This is a genomic window from Rhodococcus sp. 05-339-2, assembly GCF_002258965.1.
Taxonomy (GTDB): domain Bacteria; phylum Actinomycetota; class Actinomycetes; order Mycobacteriales; family Mycobacteriaceae; genus Rhodococcoides.
The window spans coordinates 153781-180669 of record NZ_NOYW01000018.1; the positions used below are offsets into that span (position 1 = coordinate 153781).

At 65.4% G+C, this 26889-nt stretch carries 1 protein-coding gene; it reads right to left on the bottom strand.

The annotated features are described in order from the left end of the window. On the bottom strand, nucleotides 1-26775 hold the full coding sequence (locus CH273_RS18570) for a non-ribosomal peptide synthetase (RefSeq protein ID WP_094638042.1): 26775 nt from the start codon (nucleotides 26773-26775) through the stop codon (nucleotides 1-3). Between the last annotated feature and the right edge of the window lie 114 nt (nucleotides 26776-26889).

Below are 26889 nucleotides of genomic sequence, written 5' to 3' on the forward strand. Positions count from 1 at the left end.
TTATTCGGGTGTATTTCCGAGATGAGAATCGACGACAGGCCCGATCACGTTGGCAGCGTCCGCATTGGTCATCTCGTTGTGGAAAACGTCGACATCGTGGATGACGATATCTCCTGTGACATACGGCCGCCATTCCTGCGGGGATCGAACAATTCCATCGCTCGCGCCCTTCGTTGCCGAGAAGAACAAAACATCTCCGTCGAAGACGTCCGGGATGAACTCGGCCATCATTCGAGTCGAGTTCTCGAATCCCGCATTGATACGACGGAGGTGATCGGCGGAGACGCCGGTCGTCTGCCCCAACGACTCGTCGAGCAGTTCGACCCCCCGTTCGTAGGTCAGTGGCTCTGTCGATGCATGAGCCGACAGGTCGAGCCCCAATCCGGCGAGCAGATTCTCGACGCTCAACGCTCCCTCGGCCTGTTCGCCGTCGTGTCCGTCCACGTAGCTGTCGAGGAGAGCAAGGGTGGCGACGTCGCTGCCGGTGCTTCGCAGTTCCACCGCTATCGCATGAGCCAGCGAGCCGCCGAGCGACCACCCCAGAAGGTGGTACGGACCGACTGGCTGGACGGCGCGGATCTCGTCGGCGTACCGGTGGGCGAGATCGCGAATGGATCCGAAGCTCGACCCTTCCACGATGCTCGGCAGCTGCAGGCCGTACACGGGACGGTCGTCGCTCAGGTGTGAGACGAGACCGGCGTATCCCCATGACAGTCCGATTCCCGGGTGGACACAGAACAACGGGGCCTTGGACCCGCTGCCGCGCAGCGGAATCACGACTCCGAACACAGAATCGAGGTCGGCGCCTCCCGCGTCGGCATCCGCGGCGACCCGCGCGGCCAACCCTGCCGGCGTCGGATCGACGAACAGTGCCTGCAGCGGCACCCGAACCCCGATGGCGTTCTCGATGGCAGGCACGATCTTCGTGGCCACCAGCGACGTTCCGCCCAACTCGAAGAAGTTGTCGTCCATGCCGACCCGTTCGACCCCGAGAACCTGAGCGAACGCGTCGGCGATCGCGGCTTCGACATCGGTGCCCGGTGCCCGGTACGGAGTTGTCGACACGGTCAGCTCGGGAACCGGCAGCGCCCGTCGATCGAGCTTGCCCACCGGAGTGAGCGGAATGTCGTCGAGCTCGATGATCGCCGACGGAACCATGTGCCGCGGAAGCACTTTGGCCACGCGATCGCGAAGTGCCTCGGTGTCGACCGATTCGCCGTCGGCCGCGAGAACGTAGGACACGAGGACGGTGTCGCCGGACGCAGCCGTGTGACCGATCGTGGCGGCGAATCCGACCTGTTCGTGCTCGGTGAGAGCGGAGTCGATCTCGCCGAGTTCGATACGGAAACCGCGCACCTTGACCTGGAAGTCACTGCGCCCGACGAACTCGACGGCCCCGGCACTGCCCCAGCGCACGACGTCGCCCGTTCGATACATCCGATCGCCCGGAGTGCCGAAGGGATCGGCGACGAAACGCTCGGATGTCAGTCCGAAACGACCGAGGTATCCGCGGGCGGTGCCTGGACCGGCGATGTAGAGCTCGCCCGACACTCCGGCCGGGACCGGTCGAAGTCGTGCGTCGAGCACCAGGAACCGGAATCCGGTTCCTGGCCTGCCAACGTCCACCGTGCCACCGGGCACCAAAGGTCCACCGACACTTGCCTGAATGGTGGTTTCGGTCGGACCGTAGCCGTTGAACATCTTGCGGCCCGGTGCCCATTTCGCCACCAACTCGGGAGTGCAGGCCTCGCCTCCGACCGCGAGGACCCGAACGGTGCCCAGACGTGTCTCGTCGATCGACGACAGCGCCGCCGGCGTCAGGAACGCATGCGTGACGTGCTCGGATTCGAGCAGGTCGGCCAAGTCGCCGCCGCCGAAGACTCCCGGCGGCACGATGACGACGGTGGCACCGACGCCGAACGCCATCGTCAGCTCGTAGATCGATGCGTCGAAACTCGGCGACGCGATGTGCGAAACACGCGAATCCCGAGTGGGGCGGAATCGCTCGATCACCTCGGCCTGGAGGTTGGCCAGGCCACGGTGCCGTACCGCAACGCCCTTCGGCCGACCGGTCGAGCCCGAGGTGTAGATCAGGTAGGCCGGGTGGTCGATGTGCAGGGTGGCCGTGCGATCGGCATCGGTCACCGCGTCCGCCGGGTAGCGAGAGAGCTCCGCGGAGGTTTCCGGATCGTCCAGAACCAGCCACGGGACCGTGTCGGGCAGCGAAGCCCTGTTGTCGATGTCGGTCAGACCCATTGCGGCATGGGAATCTTCGAGCATGTGCGCGATTCGGTCCGCCGGGTAGTTCGGATCGACAGGCAGGAACGCGGCACCGGTCTTCGCCACAGCCCACACCGACAGCACCGACTCGATCGATCGAGGCAGCGCCAACGCGACGAACGTTTCGGGACCGACCCCGTAGTCGATCAGCATCCGAGCGATCCGGTTGGACCAGCTGTCGAGATCGGCGTAGGACAGGCTGATGCCTCGGTAGGTCACGGCCACTGCGTACGGATCGAGCGCGACCGCCGCCGCGAGCAACTCCGGCCACGTCCGAACTGCCGCGTCGGCGTTTCCTCGCGCAGGCACCAACGTGCGCTGCTCGTCGGTACCCAGAAGTTCGATGTCTCCGACCACCGTGTGTCGGTCGCGTCCGACGGCATCGAGAACTCGGATCAGTCGCGCCGCGATGGCCTCGACGCTGGATGCGTCGAACAGCGATGTGGCGTAGTCGAATGCGGCCTCGAAGCCGGACGGACGCCCCTGGTCGTCGAAGGTCTCGGACAGCAGCAATTGCAGATCCTGCTTGGCCACCGGAACGTCGAAATCGAAGCCTTCGACGCGGAGGTTCGGCAGCTCGAGCGAGGCCTTCTCGTTGTTCTGGAACGACAGCGCGACCTGTGACAGCGGAGCGTAAGCCGTCGAACGCGTGGGATTGAGAACCTCGACGATTCTCTCGAAGGGCATTTCGGTGTGATCGAATGCGTCCAGGTCGTGTGTCTTGACCTGGTTCAGCAGATCGTCGAACGTCGCGGACTCGTCCACTCGGCTGCGCAGCACGAGCGTGTTGACGAACATGCCCACGAGGTCGTCGAGCGCCGCGTCACCGCGCCCGGCCACCGGGGTGGTGATCGCGATGTCGTCGGTGCCGCTCAGTCGTGCCAGAACGACCGCGAACGCGGCGTGCAGAACCATGAACATGCTGACGTTCTGTTCGCGCGTGATGGCGACGAGGGCGCGATGGATGTCGGCATCGACGGTGAAGCGGACTCGACCGCCGCGGAAGTCCTGAGTGGTCGGCCTCGGTCGGTCCGTCGGCAACGGCAACAGATCGGGAAGACCCGCGAGCGCGGTGGACCAGTGCTCGAGCTGAGCCGCAGCCACACTCGACGCGTCCTGCTCGTCACCCAGCAGCGAACGCTGCCAGATCGTGTAGTCGGCGTACTGGACGGGCAGCGGCTGCCAGCTCGGTGCGTGACCGGCACTGCGCGCCGAATAGGCGAGCACGACGTCGCGAGCGAGAGGTGCCATCGACGCGCCGTCGGCGGCGATGTGGTGCACCACCATGGCGAGTACGAAGACGGGATCCTCCGACGCGTCGTTGTCGGCGTCGAGCACCTCGAACAGCTCGACGTGCACCGGGATCTCGGTGGTCACGTCGAATCCTCGACCGGCCAACAGAGCCACGCGATCGGTGAGAACAGCGGCATCGATCCGTTCGGATTCGACCGCGGGCGCGACCTCGGCAGCCGGGTGCACGAGCTGCACCGGGAACTCGGGGCCGTCGGGGAAGGTCGTGCGCAGGGACTCGTGGCGCCCCAGAACATCGACCACCGCGTCGGCCAGCGCAGCGGTGTCGAGCCGTCCGGTCAGTTTGACGACCAACGGCACGTTGTACGCCGCCGACGAGGTGTCGAACTGGTTGATGAACCACATCCGCTGCTGTGCGAGCGAGAGCGGAATGTGCTCCGGACGCGTCGCCGCAACGAGGGCCGGCCGCTGCGTACGCGGGTCGGCCGAGCCGACTGCGCTCGCCAGACCCGACACCGTCGGGGTCTCGAAGATCGTGCGGACCCCGATCGATGTACCGAATTCGGCATTGACGCGAGCGATCACTCGCGTTGCGCTGAGAGAGTCGCCACCGAGCTCGAAGAAGCCGTCGTCCGCACCGACTCGACCCACCTCGAGGATCTCGGCGAAGACCGCCGCGACCGTCAGCTCGGCAGGCGTGCTCGGCTCGCGGTACGACGTGGCCGTGCCGAACTCCGGTACCGGAAGTGCTGCGCGGTCGAGCTTGCCCACCGGTGTGAGCGGAATCGACTCGAGCACGACGATGGCGCTCGGAACCATGTGCGACGGCAGAGCGGTGGCGAGATGATCGCGCAGAACGGCCGTGTCGAAGGTATCGACCGTCTCGGCGGGGTCGTCCCCCGTCAGGCGAACGTAGGCCACGAGAACGGTGGCACCGGTCGGCCCGGGAGTTCCGAATGTCGCCGCGAAGTCGACCGCCGGATGAGCAGAGAGCGCTGCGTCGATCTCACCGAGTTCGATGCGGAATCCACGGACCTTGACCTGGGAGTCGCTGCGACCGACGTACTCGATGGTCAGATCCGGCGACCAGCGCACCACGTCTCCGGTGCGGTACATGCGCGCACCGGGAGCACCGAACGGATCGGCGACGAATCGTTCGGCCGTCAACCCCATCCGATCGTGGTAGCCGCGGGCCAATCCGACGCCCGCGAGATACAGCTCACCCACAACCCCGATGGGAACCGGCTGCAGTCGCGAGTCCAGGACCACCTCGTACACGCCCCGTACCGGTCCGCCGATCGAGACCGGCTCGCCGGCCACCATCGGTGCACTGATGTTGGACATGATCGTGGCCTCGGTCGGTCCGTATCCGTTGAACAGGTTGCGGCCCGGAGCCCACTTGGTGACCAACTCGGCCGGGACCGCCTCGCCGCCGACGACCACGTCGGCGAACGTGTCGAGCCCTGCGGGATCGACAGAGGCGAGGGCGGACGGGGTGATGAAGCCGTGAGTGACCGATTCCTCGGCCAGCAACGATGCCAGCTCGGCTCCGCCGTACACGGTGGGCGGAACGATCACCATCGTGGCTCCGACGCCGAACGCGAGCAGGTACTCGAGCACGGACGCATCGAAGCTGGGCGACGAAACATGGAGCGTGCGTGAGTCCTTCGTGACTCGATAGCGCTCGCGTTGCTCGGTAGCGAAGTTGTCGAGGCCGGAGTGGGTGACCACGACCCCCTTCGGAACACCCGTCGAACCCGATGTGTAGATGGTGTACGCGGCACTCGAGAGGGTGACGCGACCGTGGCGTTCGTCGTCGGCGATGGGCTCGTCGCTCACCGCGTTCGGCCCATCGGTGGCGAGGTCGTCCAGAACGATCCACGGCACGGTCGACGGCAGATCGTCGAGGTGACTGCGGGTGGTGACACCGAAAGACGCTCCGGAGTCGGCCAGCATGTGCTCGATGCGATCGGCCGGGTAGTTCGGATCGACCGGCACGAACGCGGCACCGGACTTGGCGACGGCCCAGACGGTCAGCACCGACTCGATGGATCGTGCGATTCCGAGCGCCACGAACGTTTCGGTACGCACACCGTGACCGAGCAGAATGCGGGCGAGACGGTTCGACTGTCGATCCAGCTCGCGGTACGTCAGCTCGCCGTCGACGCTGCGCACCGCGACGGCATCCGGGTCGACGGCAGCTGCGTCGGAGAAGATCTCCGGCAGCAACCGAGTCGATCGGCCTTCGAGTCCGAATACCGGTGCCAGCGAACCGAGTTCGGCATCGGCGAGCAGACTGAGCCGAGCCAGCGGCTGTTGCTCGTCGGCCAGTACCGCATCGAGTACCCGCTCGACCCGATCGACGATCGCGTGCACGTCCTCGATCTCGAACAGTTCGGGCAGGTACTTGGCCTTGAGGTTCAAGCGCTCGTCCACCGACGACACCAGGGTGAGCGGGTAGTGCGCGGCATCGGTTCCGAGGATGTCGGTCACCTGCATGCCAGCGAAATCCGTTGCCGCAGAGGCTCCGGCGCGATCGACCGGGTACGACTCGAACACGGTGAGCGTGTCGAATGCGACGCCGGCACCGGCTGCGCGCTGGATGTCGGTCAGACCGAGGTAGTGGTGGTCGAGCAGTGCTGCCTGTTCGGCCTGCACGCGATCGACCAGAGCACCCAGAGTCTCGGCCCGATCGAGCGTGACCCGAACGGGCAGTGTGTTGATGAACAGCCCGATCATGCCTTCGATGCCAGGGACCTCGGGCGGCCGACCCGACACCGTGGCACCGAAGACGACGTCTTCGCGTCCGGTCAGAGTGGCGAGCACGATGCCCCACGCGGTCTGAACGAGGGTGTTCAGAGTCGAACCGCGGCGCGCTGCGAAATCACGCAGTGCCGCTGTGGTCTCGATCGACAACGACCTTTCCGTCTCGCTCGAGACGGTGGACAACTGTCGGCCCCGATCACCGGTGACCAGCAGTGTCGGCTCCTCGACACCCGCCATCGCGCTGACCCACTGCGCCGTGGAGATGGCGACGTCGCGTTGCCGCATCCACGCGAGGTAGTCCCGGTACGCGGGCACACGCGGCAGCATCGAATCGTCGGACTCGGTGACGTAGAGCGTGATCAGTTCCTTGACGACCAGAGGCGTCGACCAACCGTCGAGCAGGATGTGGTGGTTGGTCAGCAATAGTCGCCAGTGATCGTCGGCGAGGGTGATCAGCGTGAATCGAAGCAGCGGCGCCGAGTCCATCTCGAACCGCACACCGCGATCGGCGGCGAGCACGGCCTCGAGCGCGGAGTCGACGTCGGCCTCACCGCGTAGATCGACCTCGGCCCAGGGAACCGTCACCGAACTCTGCACGATCTGCAGGGATTCGCCGGCGCTGTTGTGCACGAACGCTGCTCGCAAGTTCGGATGGCGAGAGACGAGCTTGTTCACGGCGGAGTGCATCCGCTCGGCATCGACGACGCCACGCAGCTCGAGACCGAGCTGCACCATGTAGGCGTCGACGCCCGCAGTGTCACTGCCGACCTCGCCGGCGAGGCGCGCATGGAACAGCAGGCCGGCCTGCAGCGGCGACAGCGACCACACGTCGTCGAGGTCGGGGAACTGCTGCTCGAGCACCTCGATGGAGCGCTGATCGATGTCCACCAGCTCGAGGTCGGACGGGGTCAAGCCTCCCGCACCCTGCACCGAGGCGTGCTCGGTGATCGCGGTCAGCGCCTGCGTCCACAGTTCGATCAACCGATCGACCTCGTCAGAATCGAGGATGCCCGCCGGGAACGCGAAGGTGGCGTCGAGCTGCGGACCGTCGGGCGTCGAGGTGGTGACGGCGTTGATGTCCAGCGCAGCCGGCACGGGCATGTCCGGATTCTGCGCGTCGCCGAGCTCGGCGTCGGCCACGGGAATCCAGCCGACGTCGGCCATGCCTTCGGTGGAGCCGGTCGAGAATCGTCCGAGGTAGTTGAAGCTGACTTGAGGCGCGGCGAAGTCGGAAAGCGCCTCGGTGCCAGCGGAATCGAGGTACCGCAACATGCCGTAGCCGATTCCGTGATCCGGTATCTCGAGCAGCTGTTCCTTGACTGCCTTGATCAGTGCACCGGCGGAGTCGCCACCCGACAACGCGTCGGCGACGTCCACCGAACCGAGGTCGAGTCGCACGGGGAAGATCGTGGTGAACCAGCCGACGGTTCTGCCGAGATCGGCTCCGGGAACCACGGCGTCTTCACGGCCGTGGCCTTCGAGCGTGATCAGGGCGCTGCTGACAGCGGCTCCCCGTTCACGGCGCCACGCGGTCAGTGCCAATGCCAAGCCGGCCAGGAGGCCGTCGTTGACGCTGCCACGGAAGACGTTCGGCACCGTGGTCAGCAAGCGCTCGGTCACCTCGACGGGAAGTGATGTGCGGATGCGCTGCACGGTGGCGTCGACGTCGATGCTCTTGTCGAGTGGTCGCGAACCGATCGTCGGGTCGGCACCGCTCAGAATGCGCTGCCACAGCCCGATCTCGTCGGCGCGGCTCGCCGTGACCTCGGCCAAACCGGTGGACCACCGCCGCATCGATGTGCCGATCGGTGCCAACGCAGGCGCGTCGCCGGCGATGATCTGGCTCCATGCCGTTGCGAGATCCGGCACGAGGATGCGCCAGGACACGCCGTCGATCACGAGGTGATGCGCGACGACGAGCAGTCGGCCGGACCCGTTCGGGCCCTGGAACCACACCATCTGAACCATGACGCCGTCGGCTGGGACCAGTCGATCTGCTGCGGCGTCGAGCTCCGTTGCGGCGCGGGACGAGAATGCGGCACCGTCCACGGAATCGACCGAGACCGCATGGATGACCGACGCGGCGGACACGGTGCCGATCGGAGATACTTCCTCGTGCCAGATGCCGTCGGCATCCTGGTACAGCCTCGACCGGAGCATGTCGTGACGATCGAGCACGGCCTGGACGGTGCGCTCGAGCGTCTCGGTCTCGATGCCGACCGGAAGCTGAAGCAGGGCGGTCTGGGTGTAGCGGCCGAAGTCGGTGCTGCGGTCAAGCATCCAGCGAACGACGGGTGTCAGAGGCAGCGAGCCGACTCCCCCACCGTCGAGCTCTTCCAGCACGACGGCGTCGCCCCCGAGAACGACGACCTCGGCCAGCGCCGCAACGGTCTTGCGCTCGAAGATGTCGCGCGGAGCCAGGACCAGACCGGCCGCCTTGGCACGTGAGACCAGCTGGATGGACATGATGCTGTCGCCGCCGAGCGCGAAGAACGAGTCGTCGACGCCGACGGTGTCGAGGCCGAGCACGTCGGCGAACAATCCGGCAAGGATCGACTCGACTTCGGTTGCAGGCAAACGGCTTTCGGTCACGTTGGCCGAGAAGTCCGGAGCCGGCAGTGCACGGCGATCGAGCTTTCCGTTGGCAGTGAGCGGCAGCTCGTCCAGCACTATCAGCGCAGCCGGAACCATGTAGGACGTCAGCGAGTGCCCGACGAAATCCAGAACGGCGGAGTGGTCGAGGGTTCGACCCGCCTCGGCGACGACATATCCGATCAGGCGATCGCCGGATCCGTCGTCACGGACCGAGACCACGGAGGCCGCGACACCGTCGTACGCCAGCAGAGCACTCTCGATCTCGCCGAGCTCGATGCGGAAGCCGTGCAACTGCACCTGCATGTCACTGCGGCCCAGGTATTCCAGTGCACCGTCGCGATTCCATCGCGCGGTGTCGCCGGTGCGGTACATCCGGGCACCGGGGTCTCCGGACGGATCGGCGACGAAACGGGTGGCCGACAGTCCGGCCCGGCCGAGGTAACCGCGAGACAGCTGTGCCCCCGAGACGTACATTTCACCGGTCACACCCGGCGGCACCGGATTGAGACGGGTGTCGAGAACCGCGACGTGCAGCGCGGGAATCGCCTGACCGATGACGCTGGCCGAGGCCGAGGCGGCGAACTGTTCGGTCAGGGCCAGATGACTCACGTGGACGGTCGTCTCGGTGATGCCGTACATGTTGACCAGAGTCGGAGCGGATTCGTCGTGCCGGGCGTACCAGCGAGCCAACTGACCGAGATCGAGTGCCTCTCCGCCGAAGATCACGTACCGCAGCGACAGATCGGAGTCCGCGGTTCCGGCGAGGTTTCCGGTCGCAACTCGATCCGCTTCCGCGAACTGGTAGAACGCCGTCGGTGTCTGGTTGAGAACCGTGACCTTCTCGCGTACCAGCAACTCGCGGAACAGCTCCGGGGAGCGCGCGGTGTAGTAGTCGACGACGACGAGCGTTCCGCCGTGCAGCAGCGGTCCCCACAACTCCCATACCGAGAAGTCGAACGCATACGAGTGGAACATCGTCCAGACGTCGCGATCGTCGAAATCGAAGAGATCGGCTGTGTTCGCGAACAGCGTCGCCACGTTGCGGTGCGCGATCTGCACGCCCTTGGGGCGACCGGTACTGCCCGAGGTGTAGATGACATACGCGATCGAATCGGCGCTGGTGCCACCCGAGCGGTCCGCATCGGTCAGCGGGGCACCCGACATGACGTCCAGTTCGGCGATCAGCTCGGGCGAATCGATCTCGAGGACATCGAGATCCGAGGCGGGCACTGCCGCACTGTCGGCAACCGTGGAGATCACACAGACGGGCGAGGCGTCCTCGAGCATGAACGCGAGCCGATCCGCTGGGTAGGACACGTCGATCGGAAGGTAGCCTCCACCGGACTTGATCACCGCGAGCAGAGCGACGATCAGCTGCTCGTTGCGCGGCATCGCGACCGCCACGAGCGATTCCGACGTCACACCGCGCTGGACCAGAAGCCGCGCGAGTCGGCTCGACCGGTCGTCCAACTCGGCGTAGGTCAGCACGTGATCGCCGAAGACGACCGCACGCGAGTCGGGGAATCGCGCTGCTGCGGTGGCGAATCGATCGGCCAACGTCGCGTCGGATGCCACGAGACCTGCGTGGTTCCACTCGCCCGTCATGGCATCGAGCTCGCCCGGGAGCAAGAGGTCGATGTCGCCGATTGCGCGCTCGGGATCCGTCGTCACCGAGGCGAGCACAGCACCGAATCGTGCCGAGAACTCCCGGACGGACGATTCCTCGAACAGATCGACCGCGTAGGTGATCGCGGCGGTCATCCCGGCCGGCGCACCGGACTCGTCGTACTGCTCGGCGACGGTCAGCTGCAGATCGAACTTCGCGACGTGCGCGTCGATGTCGACGGCCTCGACCGTGAGCTCCGGTAGTTCGAGCGCGGCCGAGGTGTTGTTCTGGAATTCGACCAGCACCTGGAACAGCGGCGAACGGTCCGTCGAACGCGCGGGATCGAGAACGTCGACCAGTCGCTCGAATGGGACATCGGTGTTGTCGAACGCCGCCAGATCTGCTGTGCGGGTGGCACGGAGCAGATCGTTGAACGAGAGCCCAGGCGTCACCTGGGTACGCAGAACCAGCGTGCCGACGAACATGCCGATCAGATCGTCGAGCGCGGCCTCGCCTCGACCGGCGATCGGCGTTCCGACGGCGATGTCCTCGGTGCCGCTGATGCGTGCCATCAGAATCGACCATGCCGCGTGCACGGCCATGAAGACGGTCGCCTCGTTGGCGCGCGCCGACTCGACCAGTGCCGAATGGGTTGCTCGGTCGATCTCGAACCGAACACTGTTGCCGCGCATGGACTGCCGAGTGGGCCTCGGGTGATCGAGCGGCAACGGCAGTACGTCGGGAAGATCCGCGAGAGCGGTCTTCCAGAAATCCAACTGCTGCGCGGCGAGGGACGCGGGATCGGCCTCGTCGCCGAGGACGGTGCGTTGCCAGATCGCGAAGTCCGCGTACTGAACGTCGAGTGGTGCCCACATCGGAGCGCCGGTCGCTACGCGAGAACCGTAGGCGACCATGACATCTCGCGCCAAGGGTGCCATGGAGGCACCGTCGGCGGCGATGTGGTGCACAACGATCGACAGCACGAATTCGTCCGCTGCAACCCGGTACAGCACCGCGCGGAACGGTAGATCGGTCGTGACGTCGAAACCTGTTGCGGCAGAGGCAGAGATGGCCGAAACGATCTCGTCGGCGTCCAGATCGACGACGGCGAGATCGGTTCTCACCGTCTGCGCATCGAGGATCTTCTGCTCGGGGCGCTCACCGTGGCTCGGGAACACCGTGCGCAGCGACTCGTGCCGTTCGAGAACGTCCCCGACCGCCGCACTCATCGCGTCGATGTCGAGTCGACCCGTCAGCCGGACCGCAAGCGGGATGTTGTAGGCCGCAGAGTCGACGTCGAATTGGTTGATGAACCACATCCGTTGCTGCGCGAGCGACAACGGAATCGAATCAGGTCGCGGCTTGGCCACGAGTGCGGGACGGCGCTCGGTGCCGGTCGGATCGCTGTGTACGCGCACCGCAAGCGACTCGACGGTGGGAGCCTCGAACAGTGCACGCACGCTGATCGTGGTGTCCAGGGCGGCATTGACCCGGGCGGTGAGTCTGGTGGCGCTGAGCGAGTCCCCACCGAGGTCGAAGAAGCTCGAATCGATTCCGACACCGCCGTCGATCCCCAGTACCTCGCCGAAGATGTCGGCAATGACCTGCTCGGTGTCGTTGCGCGGTGCACGCGAATCGTCCCCGAGATGAAGATCGGGTGCGGGCAGGGCGTTGCGGTCCAGCTTGCCGGCCGGTGTCAGCGGAATCGATTCCAGGGCGACGAAGGCCGTCGGGATCATGTGGGTCGGTAGCGAATTCGACACATGACTGCGCAGAGACACCGCATCGATCTGCTCGCCGGACCGCGGAAGGACGTAGGCGACGAGAATGGTGTTACCGGCCGGACCGTCGACACCGACGGTGGTCGCGAACTCGACGGAAGGATCATCGGTCAGGACGGCGTCGATCTCGCCCAGTTCGATGCGGAAACCGCGCACCTTGACCTGGAAGTCGCTGCGCCCGACGTATTCGAGCGTTCCCGACTCGGTCCACCGGACGACATCGCCGGTGCGGTACATCCGCGCACCCGGCTCGCCGAAGGGATTCGCCACGAAACGCTCGGCCGTCAGGCCGAATCGGCAGTGGTAACCCCTGGCGAGCGCCGGACCGGCGAGATAGAGCTCACCCGCAACACCGACGGGTACCGGGTGCAGTCGCGAGTCGAGGACGACCTCGCTGAACCCGATTGTCGGCGAACCGATGTCGATCGTCGAATCGATATGCAGCTGATCGCTGACGGACGAGAAGATGGTCGCTTCGGTCGGACCGTACGCGTTGAACATCCGGCGGCCCGGTGCCCAGCGGGCAACGAGTTCCGGAGGACAGACGTCGCCACCGGTCGCGACGACTCGCAGCTCCGTCAGGCCCTCCGGATCCACCGATGCAAGCGCGGCTGGGGTGACGAACGCATGCGTCACCTGCTGCGCGGCGAGCAGCTGAGCCAACTCGGCTCCACCGTAGACCGACGTCGGCGCGATGACCATCGTCGCGGCACCGCAGAGCACCATCAGCAGTTCGAGAATCGAGGCATCGAAGCTCGGAGACGCGAACGCCAGAACCCGAGCGTCCGGGGTCACCTCGAAACGAGTGCGCTCCTCCTCCGCCAGGTTCGCCAACCCCCGGTGAGTGACGGTGACGCCCTTGGGCACACCGGTCGAGCCGGAGGTGTAGATCAGGTACGCGACCTGATCGATGTGAATCGGGCGGATACGGTCACCGTCGAGAACCGGCGCGGTCGAGTGACCGGCGATGTCGGCGCGCGTGTCGTCGTGATCGAGAACGGTCCACCGGGCGGATCCCAGACCCTCGACCGCGGATGTGTGCGCGGACACGGTCAGGCCGAGCGAGGCGTTCGAATCGACGAGCATGTGCTCGACGCGATCGCGCGGGTAGTTCGGATCGATCGGCAGGAATGCCGCGCCGGTCTTCGCGATCGCCCAGATTCCGAGTACCGATTCGATGGAACGTGGCACAGCCAGTGCGACAACGGTTTCCGGACCGGCACCGCGAGCGATCAGCGTTCGGGCGAGAGCCGAGGACTGCGCGTCGAGCTCGGCGTAGTCGACCGTGCGCCCGTCATTCCACAGAGCGGTGCCGTGCAGGTTGCCCGCAGCAGCGGCGGTGAGGATGTCCGGGAGCAGTCGAACTGCTTCGGCAGCCGGCCCCTGGACCGGTGCCAAGCGGACCAGTTCGTCGTCGGACAGCAACGACAGGGACCCCACGAGTCGACCGGTGTCGGTGGCAATGGCGTCGAGGACCCGCACGATTCTGTCGACCGTCGCCTCGACGACGCTGTGCTCGAACAACTCCGGCAAGTACTTCGCCTCGATGTGCAGCCGGTCGTCGACCATGGCGACCAAGGTCAGCGGATACTGCGCTGTGTCGCTTCCGTCGTGCACGTCGTGCACCCGCATCCCGGCGAGGTCGGTCTCGGCCGACAATCCCGCGCGGTCCATCGGGTAGGACTCGAACACCGTCAGGGTGTCGAAGGCGACGGCCGGTCCCACCGCACGCTGGATGTCGGTGAGGCCGAGGTAGTGGTGATCGAGCAGAGCGGCCTGTTCGGCCTGCACCCGCTCGAGGTACTCGCCGAGTGTCTCCGACGGATCGAGCACGATCCGCACCGGCAGAGTGTTGATGAACAGACCGACCATGGCCTCGATGTCGGAGACCTCCGGCGGGCGTCCGGACACGGTGGCACCGAACACGACGTCGGAGCGTCCGGTCAGAGTGCCGAGCACGAGGGCCCACGACGCCTGCACCATGGAGTTCATCGTCACGCCACGTGCACGAGCGACGCTGCGCAGCCGGTCCGTCTGCTCCACATCGAGCGAGACCAGCGACCGGCCCGCCAACGTCGACTCCTGGCGCCGGCTCTCGACCGGCGTCAACAGGGTCGGCTCGGACAAGCCTACGAGCGCGTCGGTCCACGCGGCCAGTGCCGACGAACGGTCACGCTTGGCCAGCCACGACAGGTAGTCGCGATAGGCGGGAACCCGCGGGAGCACGGTGTCGTCGCCGTCGACCACGTAGAGCGTCAGCAGGTCCTTGAGCAGCAACGGTGTGGACCAACCGTCGAGCAGGATGTGGTGGTTGGTCATCACCAGACGCCACTCGCCGGGCACCACCGTGATCAGCATGAAGCGCAACAGAGGTGCCTGCGCCATGTTGAATCTGGTGGCGCGGTCGTCGTGTTCGATGCGATCGAGCTCGACGGCTCGATCGTCGGCGTCCAGTCCGGTCAGGTCGATCGACGACCAGGGAGCGTCCACGTCGTGGTGAACGATCTGTATGGACTCGCCGTCGTCGTTGTGAACGAAGGCAGTCCGCAGGTTCGCGTGTCTCCGCAGGAGCGCTCGAGCAGCACGTCGGAACCGTGCCTCGTCGACGCTTCCGCGCAGCTCCAACACGAGTTGGACGATGTAGGCGTCGACGGACTGATCCGACAGCTCGGCGTGGAACAGCAATCCGGCCTGCAGGGGCGTCATGGACCAGATGTCGTCCAGCGTGGGATAGACCCGTTCGAGGTGGTCGATGGAACTCTGATCGAGCCGCACCAGATCGAGGTCGGACGGCGTGAAGCCACCGGCCCCCGGTCGCTGGGCGAGCTGTGTCAGCGCGGTGAGGGCCTGACGCCACAACTCCGCCAGTCCGGTGACCTCAGCGGCGGCGAGCACCCCGGTGGGGAAAGCGAACGTCGCCTCGAGGCGCGGGCCGGTCGGCGTCGCGGTGGTGACGGCATTGATGTCGAGCACTGCTGCTACCGGTAGATCGGCGTCCTGCGAATCGCCGACACCGGAGTCGTCGACCGGCAGCCAGCCGTGTCCACGCAGCTCGTCCGGAACGTCGGTGCTGTAGCGCCCGAGATAGTTGAAACTGACCTGGGGAGCCGGGAAGTCGCGCAGAGCAGCGGCGCCGTCCTCGTCCAGGTAGCGGAGCATGCCGTAACCGATGCCGTGATCGGGGACCGCCAGCAACTGCTCCTTGACCGACTTGATCAGTCGTGCTGCGTCGGCACCGCCGGCGAGTGCGTCGTCCAGGTCCAGACCGGCGAGGGTGAGCCTGAGCGGGTAGATCGTGGTGAACCAACCGATGGTCCGGCCCAGATCGGCACCGGGTACCACGTGGTCCTCGCGGCCGTGACCCTCCAGCGAGATGAGAGCGTCGTCCACGGTCACTCCCCGACCACGTCGCCACACCGCCGTGGCGAGCGCGAGCGCGGCGAGCAGACCGTCGTTGACGCTGCCGTGGAACGCATCGGGCAGTGCTGTCAGTAGCCCCTCGGTGACGTCGGTGGACAACGTCATCTCGATCTTGTCCACCGTCCGGTACACGTCGATCTCGCGATCGAGCGCGCGTGATCCGATGAGCGGATCCGGTTGTGCCAGAACGTCGCGCCAGATCGCCAGCTCGTCGCCGCGGGTGGCGGTGACCTCACGCAACCCGTGCGACCACCGACGCATGGAAGTGCCGACCGGAGCCAGCTCAGGAGTGTTCCCGCCGATGATCTGGGCCCATGCCGACGCGAGGTCCGGAACCAGGATTCGCCAGGACACGCCGTCGATGACCAAGTGGTGGGCGACGACGAGCAGACGGCTCCCCTCGGAGCCGGCGTCGAACCACACCATCTGGATCATCACACCGGAATCGGGTGCCAACCGGCCGACTGCTGCTTCTGCCTCGGCCGTGGCCTGCTCCGAGAACCCTTCTCCCCGAACGGTCGTCGACGCCACGCGGTGCACGACCGAGTTCGCCGCGATCGATCCGGCGGGAAGCACCTCCATCGTGGGGTGCTCACCCCGGTGCAGAACGCCGCGGAGCATGTCGTGGTGATCGAGGACCGTTTGCACGGTTGCCTCGAGCACATCCAGCTCGATATCGACCGGGAGGGTGAGAACCGCCGTCTGCGTGTGCTTGTCGAGGACAGCCGTCCGATCGAGCATCCAGGCGACGATCGGAGTCAGCGGTACGTCACCGACACCGCCACCTGGCAATTCCTCCAGTACGAGAGGTGCAGTGCCGTCTCCGGACGCGACCACCTCGGCCAGTGCCGCAACGGTCTTGTGCTCGAACACATCTCGTGGCGACAGAGACAATCCGGCTGCCTTGGCACGCGAGACCAGCTGAATCGACATGATGCTGTCGCCGCCGAGAGCGAAGAACGAATCGTCGACGCCGACGCGGTCCAGTCGAAGAACCTCGGCGAACAATCCGGCCAACGTCTTCTCGACCGCGTTGTCCGCATCGCGACCGGCCGTGACCTGAGCGGACCAGTCCGGTTCGGGGAGTGCGTTTCGGTCCAGTTTGCCTGCGGGAGTGAGAGGAATGGACTCGAGCATCACGAACGCCGAGGGCACCATATGCGCAGGCAACACCGAACCGGCATGCTCGCGCAACGCATCCGCCTCGACCCCGGCACCGGCCACCGGCAACACATACGACACCAACACCGTTGCCCCAGCAGCACTCTCACGACCGATGGTGACCACGAAATCGACACCCGGCACCGCAGCCAACACCGAATCGATCTCACCCAACTCGATCCGGAAACCACGCACCTTCACCTGGAAATCGCTACGCCCCACATACTCCAACGCACCCGAAGCATTCCACCGCACCACATCACCGGTGCGATACATCCGCGAACCCGCACCACCGAACGGATTGGCCACGAACCGCTCCGCCGTCAAACCCAACCGCGCGTGATACCCACGAGCCAACGCCGGACCCGCCAGATACAACTCACCCACCACACCCACCGGCACCGGATTCAACCGCGAATCCAACACCACCTCCGCGAAACCGATCGTCGGCGAACCGATATCGACCGACTCCCCCACCACCAACGCCGACGAGATCGACGAGAAAATCGTCGCCTCCGTCGGACCGTACGCATTGAACATCCGCCGACCCGGCGCCCACCGCGCCACCAACTCCGGCGCACACACATCACCACCGGTCACCACCACCTCGACCGACTCCAACCCCACCGGATCCACCGACGCCAACGCCGCAGGCGTGACGAACGCATGAGAGACCCGCTCCTGCGCCAACAACGACGCCAACTCCACCCCACCGAACACCAACGGCGGAGCAATCACCATCGTCGCCCCACCCGAGAACGCCAACACGAACTCGAGAATCGAGGCATCGAAACTCGGCGACGCAAACGCCAACACCCGCGACGACGGACCCACACCGAACCGAACCCGCTCCTCGGCAGCCAAGTTCCCCACACCACGATGAGTGACCACCACACCCTTGGGCACACCCGTCGAACCCGACGTATAGATCAGATACGCCGCATCATCGAGCCGCAACACACCCGAACGCTCGGCATCCAACACCGGAGCAGACGACCGAAACGCCAGATCCGCCACCACATCGGCATCATCGAGCACCACCCACGACACCCCACCCACACCCGACAACACACCCACATCGGCACCCAACGTCACACCCACCACAGCACCCGAATCGACCAACATGTGCTCGATCCGATCCACCGGATACTTCGGATCCACCGGCAAGAACGCACCACCGGCCTTCGCCACCGCCCACACCGCCACCACGGACTCCACCGACCGCGACAACGCCAACGCCACGAACGACCCCGGACCCACCCCACACGACATCAACATCCGCGCCAACCGCGACGACGCCGCATCCAACTCACCATACGAAACAGACCGCGACCCCGACACCACCGCAACACCACCGACACCAGCAACACCCACAGCACCAGCCAACAACTCCGGCAACACCACACCCGCCACAGACCGCGGCCCACGAACCGGAGCCAGCGAGTCGTACTCGTTGGCAGACAAGATCTCGATGTCACCGACTCGGATGGACGGCACGGCGGTCACGGCGTCGAGGATTCGTACCAGGCGATCGGCGAGAACTCGGACGGTATCCGCGTCGAACAGTTCTGTGGCGTAACGGAATCCGGCTTCGATGCCGACCGGTGCGCCGGACGCGTCGAATTCCTCCGAGATCGTCAACTGCAGATCGAAGTTGGAAATGTCGTTGGGTAGCTCGATGCTCTCGATCGACAGTCCGGGCAACGTCACGGTCGGTCGGTCGGTCTGCTGGAACTCGAGCATCACCTGGAACAACGGCGCATGGGCAGTCGACCTCGCGGGATCGACCGCGTCCACCACCCGCTCGAACGGGACATCCGAATGCGTGAACGCGGCCAGGTCCACGGAGCGAACGTCCGAGAGCAGGTCCTCGAACCGCATCGAGCCGGGAACCTGAGTGCGCAGAACGAGGGTGTTGACGAACATGCCGACGAGTTCGTCGAGTGCGGCGTCTCCTCGGCCCGAGATCGGCGTTCCGACCGAGATGTCCTCGGTATCCGAGAGTCGGGCCAGCAGTACGGCAAGAGCCGCGTGCACGATCATGAACGAGCTCGAATTATGTTCGGCGGCAACAGTAGCGAGGCGGGCATGAACCGAGGCGTCGATCTCGAACGTCACGCTGTCGCCGCGCAGGGAAGCCACCGCGGGACGCGGGCGGTCGGTCGGCAGCGTCAGAACCTCGGGGCTGCCGGACAGTGTCTCGACCCAATAGGCGAGCTGCTTGGCCATCAACGACTCGGGGTCGGACTCCGCGCCGAGGAACCGGCGCTGCCACAGCGCGTAATCGGCATACTGCACCGGCAACGGTTCCTGGCTGGGTGCATGCCCTGCGGCGCGGGCACTGTAGGACACCATCAGGTCGCGGGCCAGCGGGGCGCTCGAGAACCCGTCGGAGGAGATGTGGTGCACCACCATCACGAGCACATGCTCGTTCTCGCTGACCCGAACCAGTCGAACTCGCAGCGGAACATCGGCCACGACGTCGAAGCCCGAGCCTGCGACGTCGGCGATCAACTCCATGACGTGGCGCTCGTCGTTCGCGAGGATCGGAGTCAGATCCGGCAGTGCAGATTCCACGTCGAGGATCGACTGCACCGGAGCGTCGTCGGTCAGCGGGAACATCGTGCGCAGCGACTCGTGTCGACCGAGCACGTCGGCGATGGCCGAGTGCATCGCATCGACATCGAGCGCGCCGCTCAGGCGCATGGCGAACGCGACGTTGTAGGCAGCCGATTCGGTGTCGTACTGATTGATGAACCACATCCGCTGCTGGGCCAGCGACAGGGGCACTGCATCCGGTCGCTCCTGCGGGACCAGCCGAGGGGCGGCTGCAGCGTCGTGCTCACCGAGTTCGATGCCTGCCGACAGCGCTCGCACGGTGGGGGCGTCGAACAGATCCCTGATACCGATATCGGTTCCGAGTGCCGCATTGATTCGCGCGACCAACCGCATCGCGATCAGCGAGTTGCCGCCGATTTCGAAGAAGCTCGACGTGACACTGACCTGGGCCATACCGAGCAGATCGCCGAAGACTCCGGCGACGATCTCCTCGACCGGGTTCTCGGGCCCGAAGAATTCCGATGCAGCGACAGTGAATTCGGGCGCAGGCAATGCCTTCCGGTCGAGCTTGCCGCTGGCGTTGACCGGAAGCGAGTCGAGTACCACCACGTGTGAGGGCACCATGTACCCCGGGAGGCGGCGCGCGGCCTCGGCCGTCAGATGCGCGGGATCGACGGCGTGGCCGGGCGCACCGACCACGTAGGCCACGAGGGTCTCACCGGTGTTCGGGTCCTTGTGCACCAGTGCGATCGCCTGTGCGACCGATTCGGATCGAAGGAGAACCGCTTCGATCTCGGGCAGTTCGATCCGGAGCCCTCGCAGTTTGACCTGAAAGTCCGTGCGGCCGATGTACTCGAGCTCGCCGTCGGCGCGCCAGCGCACCAGATCACCTGTGCGATAGAGCCTCTCGCCCGGCTCGCCGAACGGATCCGCGACGAAGCGATCCGCTGTCAGGTCGCCTCGGCCGACGTACCCGCGAGCGAGTTGCACACCGGCGAGATACAGCTCGCCGGGAGCACCGATCGGAGCCGGTCGCAACGACGCGTCGAGCACGTACAAACGCGTGTTCCACACCGGTGCGCCGATGGGAATCGAGACGGACTCGCGCCCGGTCACGTGGTAGTAGCTGACGTCGACTGCCGCCTCGGTCGGACCGTAGAGGTTGTGCAGTTCCGCGAGTGAGAACTGCGCGAACTGCGCCGCGGTGGCAGGTGGAAGCGCCTCGCCGCTGCAGAAGACCAGTCGGAGCGAGACACATTCCGCAGCCCGTGCCCCTGCTGCGAACACCGCCAGCATCGACGGCACGAAGTGCGCCGTGGTGATGTGCTCCTGCGCGATGATGCGGGACAGGTACACGGGATCGCGGTGTCCGTCGGGTTCGGCCACGACGAGCTTGGCACCGACCTGTAAGGGCCAGAAGAACTCCCACACCGAGACGTCGAACGTCGCCGGAGTCTTCTGCAGAACGGTGTCCGCAGGCTCGAGGTGATATTCGTGCTGCATCCACAGCAACCGGTTCACGATGGCCGAGTGCGTGACTGCGACACCCTTGGGCCGACCGGTCGAACCGGAGGTGTAGATGACGTATGCGGTGTTCGAGCCGTGCAGTCTTCCCAGTCGGTCCGAGTCGGTGACCGTGGAGTGGTCGCGATCGGAGACGTCGAGCAGATCGACGGCCAGGACCGGAGTTGCGACCGGGATGTTGATCCAGTCGCGACTGGTGGTGAGGATGCACACGGGCTGGGCGCTGGAGAGGACGTAGGACGACCGCTCGACGGGATGGTCCGGGTCGATCGGTACATAGGCACCACCGGCCTTGACGATCGCGTACATGCCGACGAGCAGATCGATCGACCGGCGAATCGCCAGGCCGACATGGGATTCGGGGGTCACGCCGAGCGAGATGAGATGACGCGCGAGCTGATTCGCGCGTTCGTCCAGTTCGAGATAGGTGATGTGTTCGTCCTCGAACACGAGCGCTGTCGAGTACGGACTGCGCTGTACCTGTCGGTCGAACAGACTGCTGAGCGTCATGTCGGCGCCGCCGGCCGGAATCTGCTGGTGGACCGGAGGTTCGATCAGACGTGCGGTGTCGTTCCACTCGAACAGGACGAGTTCCCGCTCCGCGGCGGACAGAATGTCGATGTCTGCGGTGCGTACGTCCGTCGACGTTCCGATGGTCGACACGATCCGCAGGAAGCGATCGACGAACCGGTCGATGGTTTCGGGATCGAACAGATCCGTGGCGTAGGTGAACGACGCCGACAGTGCACCGGACGGGTCGACGGGCTCCTGATCCACACGCAGCTGTAGATCGAATTTTGCCGTATCGGTGCCGATCTCCTCGAACCGAACGGTGAGATCGGGCAGCTCCAACGTGACAGCTGCATTGTTCTGGAACTCGAGCAGAACCTGGAACAGCGGCGAGTGGTCGGTCGACCGCACCGGATCGAGTACGTCGACCAGACGCTCGAACGGGATGTCGGTGTTGTCGAAGGCGGCGAGGTCGGAGCGACGAGTGTCGGCGAGCAGATCGGTGAAGGTCGCTTGCGGCTCGACCTGTGTTCGCAGAACGAGGGTACCGACGAACATGCCGACCAGGTCGTCCAGGGCCGCGTCGCCTCGACCGGCGATCGGCGTACCGACAGCGATGTCCTGAGTTCCGCTCAGCCGCGCGAGCAGGAGTGCAAGCGCCGAATGAACAACCATGAACAGGGTCGAGTCATGTTCGGCAGCAACAGAACTCAATCGTGCGGCGACGTCGGCCGGAATCGTGAACGGGGTGACGCTGCCGCGCATCGACTGCCGGATGGGACGCGGACGATCGAGCGGCATCGGCAATACGTCCGGCAGATCCGCCAGAGCCGACTGCCAGAATTCGATCTGCCGCGACGCCACCGAGGTGGAATCGCTCTCGTCGCCGAGAACGGCGTGCTGCCACAACGCGAAATCCGCGTACTGGACGGCGAGTGGCTCCCACACCGGAGCCGAACCGGCGGATCGGGCACCGTAGGCGACCATCACGTCTCGGGCCAGCGGTGCCATCGACGCACCGTCCGCCGCAATGTGGTGGACGACGATGGAGAGTACGAAATCTTCCGAACCGGTCCTGTACAGCACCGCACGGAAGGGAAGATCGACCGTGACGTCGAATCCTGTTGTCGCGGCAGCACGGACGAGCGCATCGACCGAGCCGGCGTCGACGTCGACCACATCGAGGGGCAGCTTCGATCCGGTGACGTCCTCGACCGGTGTGATGACCTGGTTCGGCAGATCGCCCACGGTCGGAAACACGGTGCGGAGCGACTCGTGCCGGGACAGAACGTCGCCGACGGCCGCAGCCATCGCATCGACGTCCAGTCGACCGGTCAGACGCACGGTGAGCGGGATGTTGTACGCGGGCGAGGACACATCGAACTGGTTGATGAACCACATCCGCTGCTGTGCGAGAGACAGTGGGATCGAATCGGGCCGGTCCACGGCGACGAGCGCCGGACGGCGATGCAGCGATGCGCCCTTGGCTTCGGCGCGTTCGGACAGGGTCCTCACGGTCGGCGCCTCGAACAGGTCCAGCACCTTGAGATCGGTTCCGAGAGCCGAATTGACCCGAGCGATCAGACGCGTTGCCACGAGGGAGTTTCCGCCGAGATCGAAGAAGCTGTCGGTCACGCCGACCCGGTCGACCTCGAGAACGTCGCGGAACACGGTCGCCACTGCGGCCTCGTACTCCGTTTCCGCGGCCTCGAATGCACCCTGCGAACCGAGTTCGGGTTCGGGGAGTGCGTTTCGGTCCAGTTTGCCTGCGGGAGTGAGAGGAATGGACTCGAGCATCACGAACGCCGAGGGCACCATATGCGCAGGCAACACCGAACCGGCATGCTCGCGCAACGCATCCGCCTCGACCCCGGCACCGGCCACCGGCAACACATACGACACCAACACCGTTGCCCCAGCAGCACTCTCACGACCGATGGTGACCACGAAATCGACACCCGGCACCGCAGCCAACACCGAATCGATCTCACCCAACTCGATCCGGAAACCACGCACCTTCACCTGGAAATCGCTACGCCCCACATACTCCAACGCACCCGAAGCATTCCACCGCACCACATCACCGGTGCGATACATCCGCGAACCCGCACCACCGAACGGATTGGCCACGAACCGCTCCGCCGTCAAACCCAACCGCGCGTGATACCCACGAGCCAACGCCGGACCCGCCAGATACAACTCACCCACCACACCCACCGGCACCGGATTCAACCGCGAATCCAACACCACCTCCGCGAAACCGATCGTCGGCGAACCGATATCGACCGACTCCCCCACCACCAACGCCGACGAGATCGACGAGAAAATCGTCGCCTCCGTCGGACCGTACGCATTGAACATCCGCCGACCCGGCGCCCACCGCGCCACCAACTCCGGCGCACACACATCACCACCGGTCACCACCACCTCGACCGACTCCAACCCCACCGGATCCACCGACGCCAACGCCGCAGGCGTGACGAACGCATGAGAGACCCGCTCCTGCGCCAACAACGACGCCAACTCCACCCCACCGAACACCAACGGCGGAGCAATCACCATCGTCGCCCCACCCGAGAACGCCAACACGAACTCGAGAATCGAGGCATCGAAACTCGGCGACGCAAACGCCAACACCCGCGACGACGGACCCACACCGAACCGAACCCGCTCCTCGGCAGCCAAGTTCCCCACACCACGATGAGTGACCACCACACCCTTGGGCACACCCGTCGAACCCGACGTATAGATCAGATACGCCGCATCATCGAGCCGCAACACACCCGAACGCTCGGCATCCAACACCGGAGCAGACGACCGAAACGCCAGATCCGCCACCACATCGGCATCATCGAGCACCACCCACGACACCCCACCCACACCCGACAACACACCCACATCGGCACCCAACGTCACACCCACCACAGCACCCGAATCGACCAACATGTGCTCGATCCGATCCACCGGATACTTCGGATCCACCGGCAAGAACGCACCACCGGCCTTCGCCACCGCCCACACCGCCACCACGGACTCCACCGACCGCGACAACGCCAACGCCACGAACGACCCCGGACCCACCCCACACGACATCAACATCCGCGCCAACCGCGACGACGCCGCATCCAACTCACCATACGAAACAGACCGCGACCCCGACACCACCGCAACACCACCGACACCAGCAACACCCACAGCACCAGCCAACAACTCCGGCAACACCACACCCGCCACAGACCGCGGCCCACGAACCGGAGCCAGGCGAGCGCGTTCGGCGGTGGACAGCAGGTCCACATCGCCGATCCTCAGATCCGGCTCGCCGATCACAGCGTCGAGCACGCGAACGAGGCGGCGGGCGAGCTGAGCCATGCTCGCGGCATCGAACAGTTCTGTGGCGTAGTCGAAAACGACCGCGACATCGTCGGACTCGTCGACGGTGACAACCAGGTCCATGCCAATCCCGTCACGCGGCAGCGCGGACGAACCGAACCGGAGCGCAACCTGAGCAAGGGGGCTGTACGACTCCGAGCTCGGCAGACCGAGGGCCGTGACGACGTCCTCGAACGACGTCTCCCCGTGCGCCATCGCAGCATCGAAGTCGGTTCCGGACGCATCGACGAAATCGGCGAACGAGTGCCGAACGTCGGGTCGGGACCGCAGCACCACGGTGTTGCCGTCACTCGCAGGCACGGCGATCGACACGTCGTCGGTGTTGGCCAGTCGCGAAAGCAACACGGCGAGAACGGATTCGAGCACCACGAACGGAGTCGTGGAACGTTCGGCGGCCAACCGAGCCACTGCGGACCACGATTCGGATCCGATGGTCACTTCGTGGGATGCGCGAACGTGACCGATGCGCGAGGGGCGCGAACGGTCGGTCGGAAGATCGAGGAGATCGGGGGCATCGGCGAGCCGGTCGGTCCAGTAGGCGAGCTGGGCTGCGGCGCGACGTCGACGTTGGCCTTCGCGTGCGCTGTCCGGATGTACGTCTAGAACGGCGACATCGGGTCCGGCCGCGATGAAGGATTGCACCATGTCGACGAAACTCGAATGGTGTGCGGTGAGATCGTCGTCGTCGTACCGGTTGGGGTTGGCCCTGAAATCGACGAACGTCCTTGCCGGAGAACCGCTCTGATAGACGTTGACCAGAAGGTCCTCGACAGGACCCGAGGTCACGATGTTGAATTCGCCGACGATCGAGCCGAGTTCGATCTGCTGATGGAACAGCATCATGTTGACCATCGGGCCGGACAGTTGCTTGTCGCTGCCCGAAGCCGCCAGCTCACGCCGGATGTCCTCGATGCTGAAACGCTGGTGCCGCAGGGCCCCCATCAATTCGAGCTGGACCTGCTGAACCAGCTCGCCGACGGTCGCGTCCTGGGGCACATGGATCGAAATGGGTGCGACGTTGACGAGCATCCCACCGGATCGGCGAAGCAGCGCGGTGGTGCGCGCGGACACCGGGATGTTGACCGAGACGTCCTCTCGCCCGGTCATCCGCGAGAGGTAGCAGCCGAAGGCGGCGATGAACACCGCGGCCGCGGTTCCGCCCTTGGTCGCGTCGGACGCTTCGAGCTCGGTGACGACATCGTCGGGGAGAGCGACGCTGCGCAATTTACTGGCGGCGATCGTGCGCCCGGCAGTGTTGGACAGGGTGGCTCCGTCGTGGATGTCCGCGGCGCGAGCGGTCCAGTACTCCTTGTCCGTCTCGAAGCGAGACGACGTCCGGTATTCCTGATCGAGCTCGTAGAGCCGCCGAAGCTCGGCCGCCTTGTTGGGGGCAGGCTCGACGTGTTCGACGGCCGCGGTGTATAGGGCTGCGGTTCGATTGACGAGCGTCATCGCACCGTAACCGTCGAGTGCGACGTGATGAATCTTGCTGTACCAGAGGTTGCGATCGTCCTCGACCTGAATGATCCAGCTCTCGACGAGTGGATCGTGTTCCATGTCGACAGGTTGGACGTAGTTCTCGTCGATCCAGGCCAGCGCAGAGGTCATGGGATCGTCTTCGCCGCGCAGATCCAGGTAGTGCACGGACTGATCGATGGAGTGATCGACCATCTGGACCGGTTCGCCGTCCACCTCGGCCAGTCTCAGGTAGGCGGATTGAAATTCGTGTGCTGCGAGAGCCGACGCGTCCTGGAGAACGGCGATGTCAAGATCGCCGCGGAGGTCGACGTATTGCGCGATACAGACCGGGACGTCAGGAGCCAGCTGTTGAGCGAACCACATGCCACGCTGAGCGGACGACAGCGGGAACCCGTTCTCGAAGCTGGGGCCGGTCGGAGGCGTCTGAGACCCACCGGTGATTGCGGCGCGCATTCAGATGCCCTTCGGCGGCACGGTCACGACGACGAAGGCCGACGTCGAGTCGATCGACTCGGAGCCCTCGGGTCGGTTGGGAGTGTCGAGCCGCGGCGGCCTGTGCGCGCGATT

Excerpts from the sequence above, each read along its gene's own strand:
- CH273_RS18570 (WP_094638042.1), bottom strand. The coding sequence starts at position 26,775 with ATGCGCGCCGCAATCACCGGTGGGTCTCAGACGCCTCCGACCGGCCCC.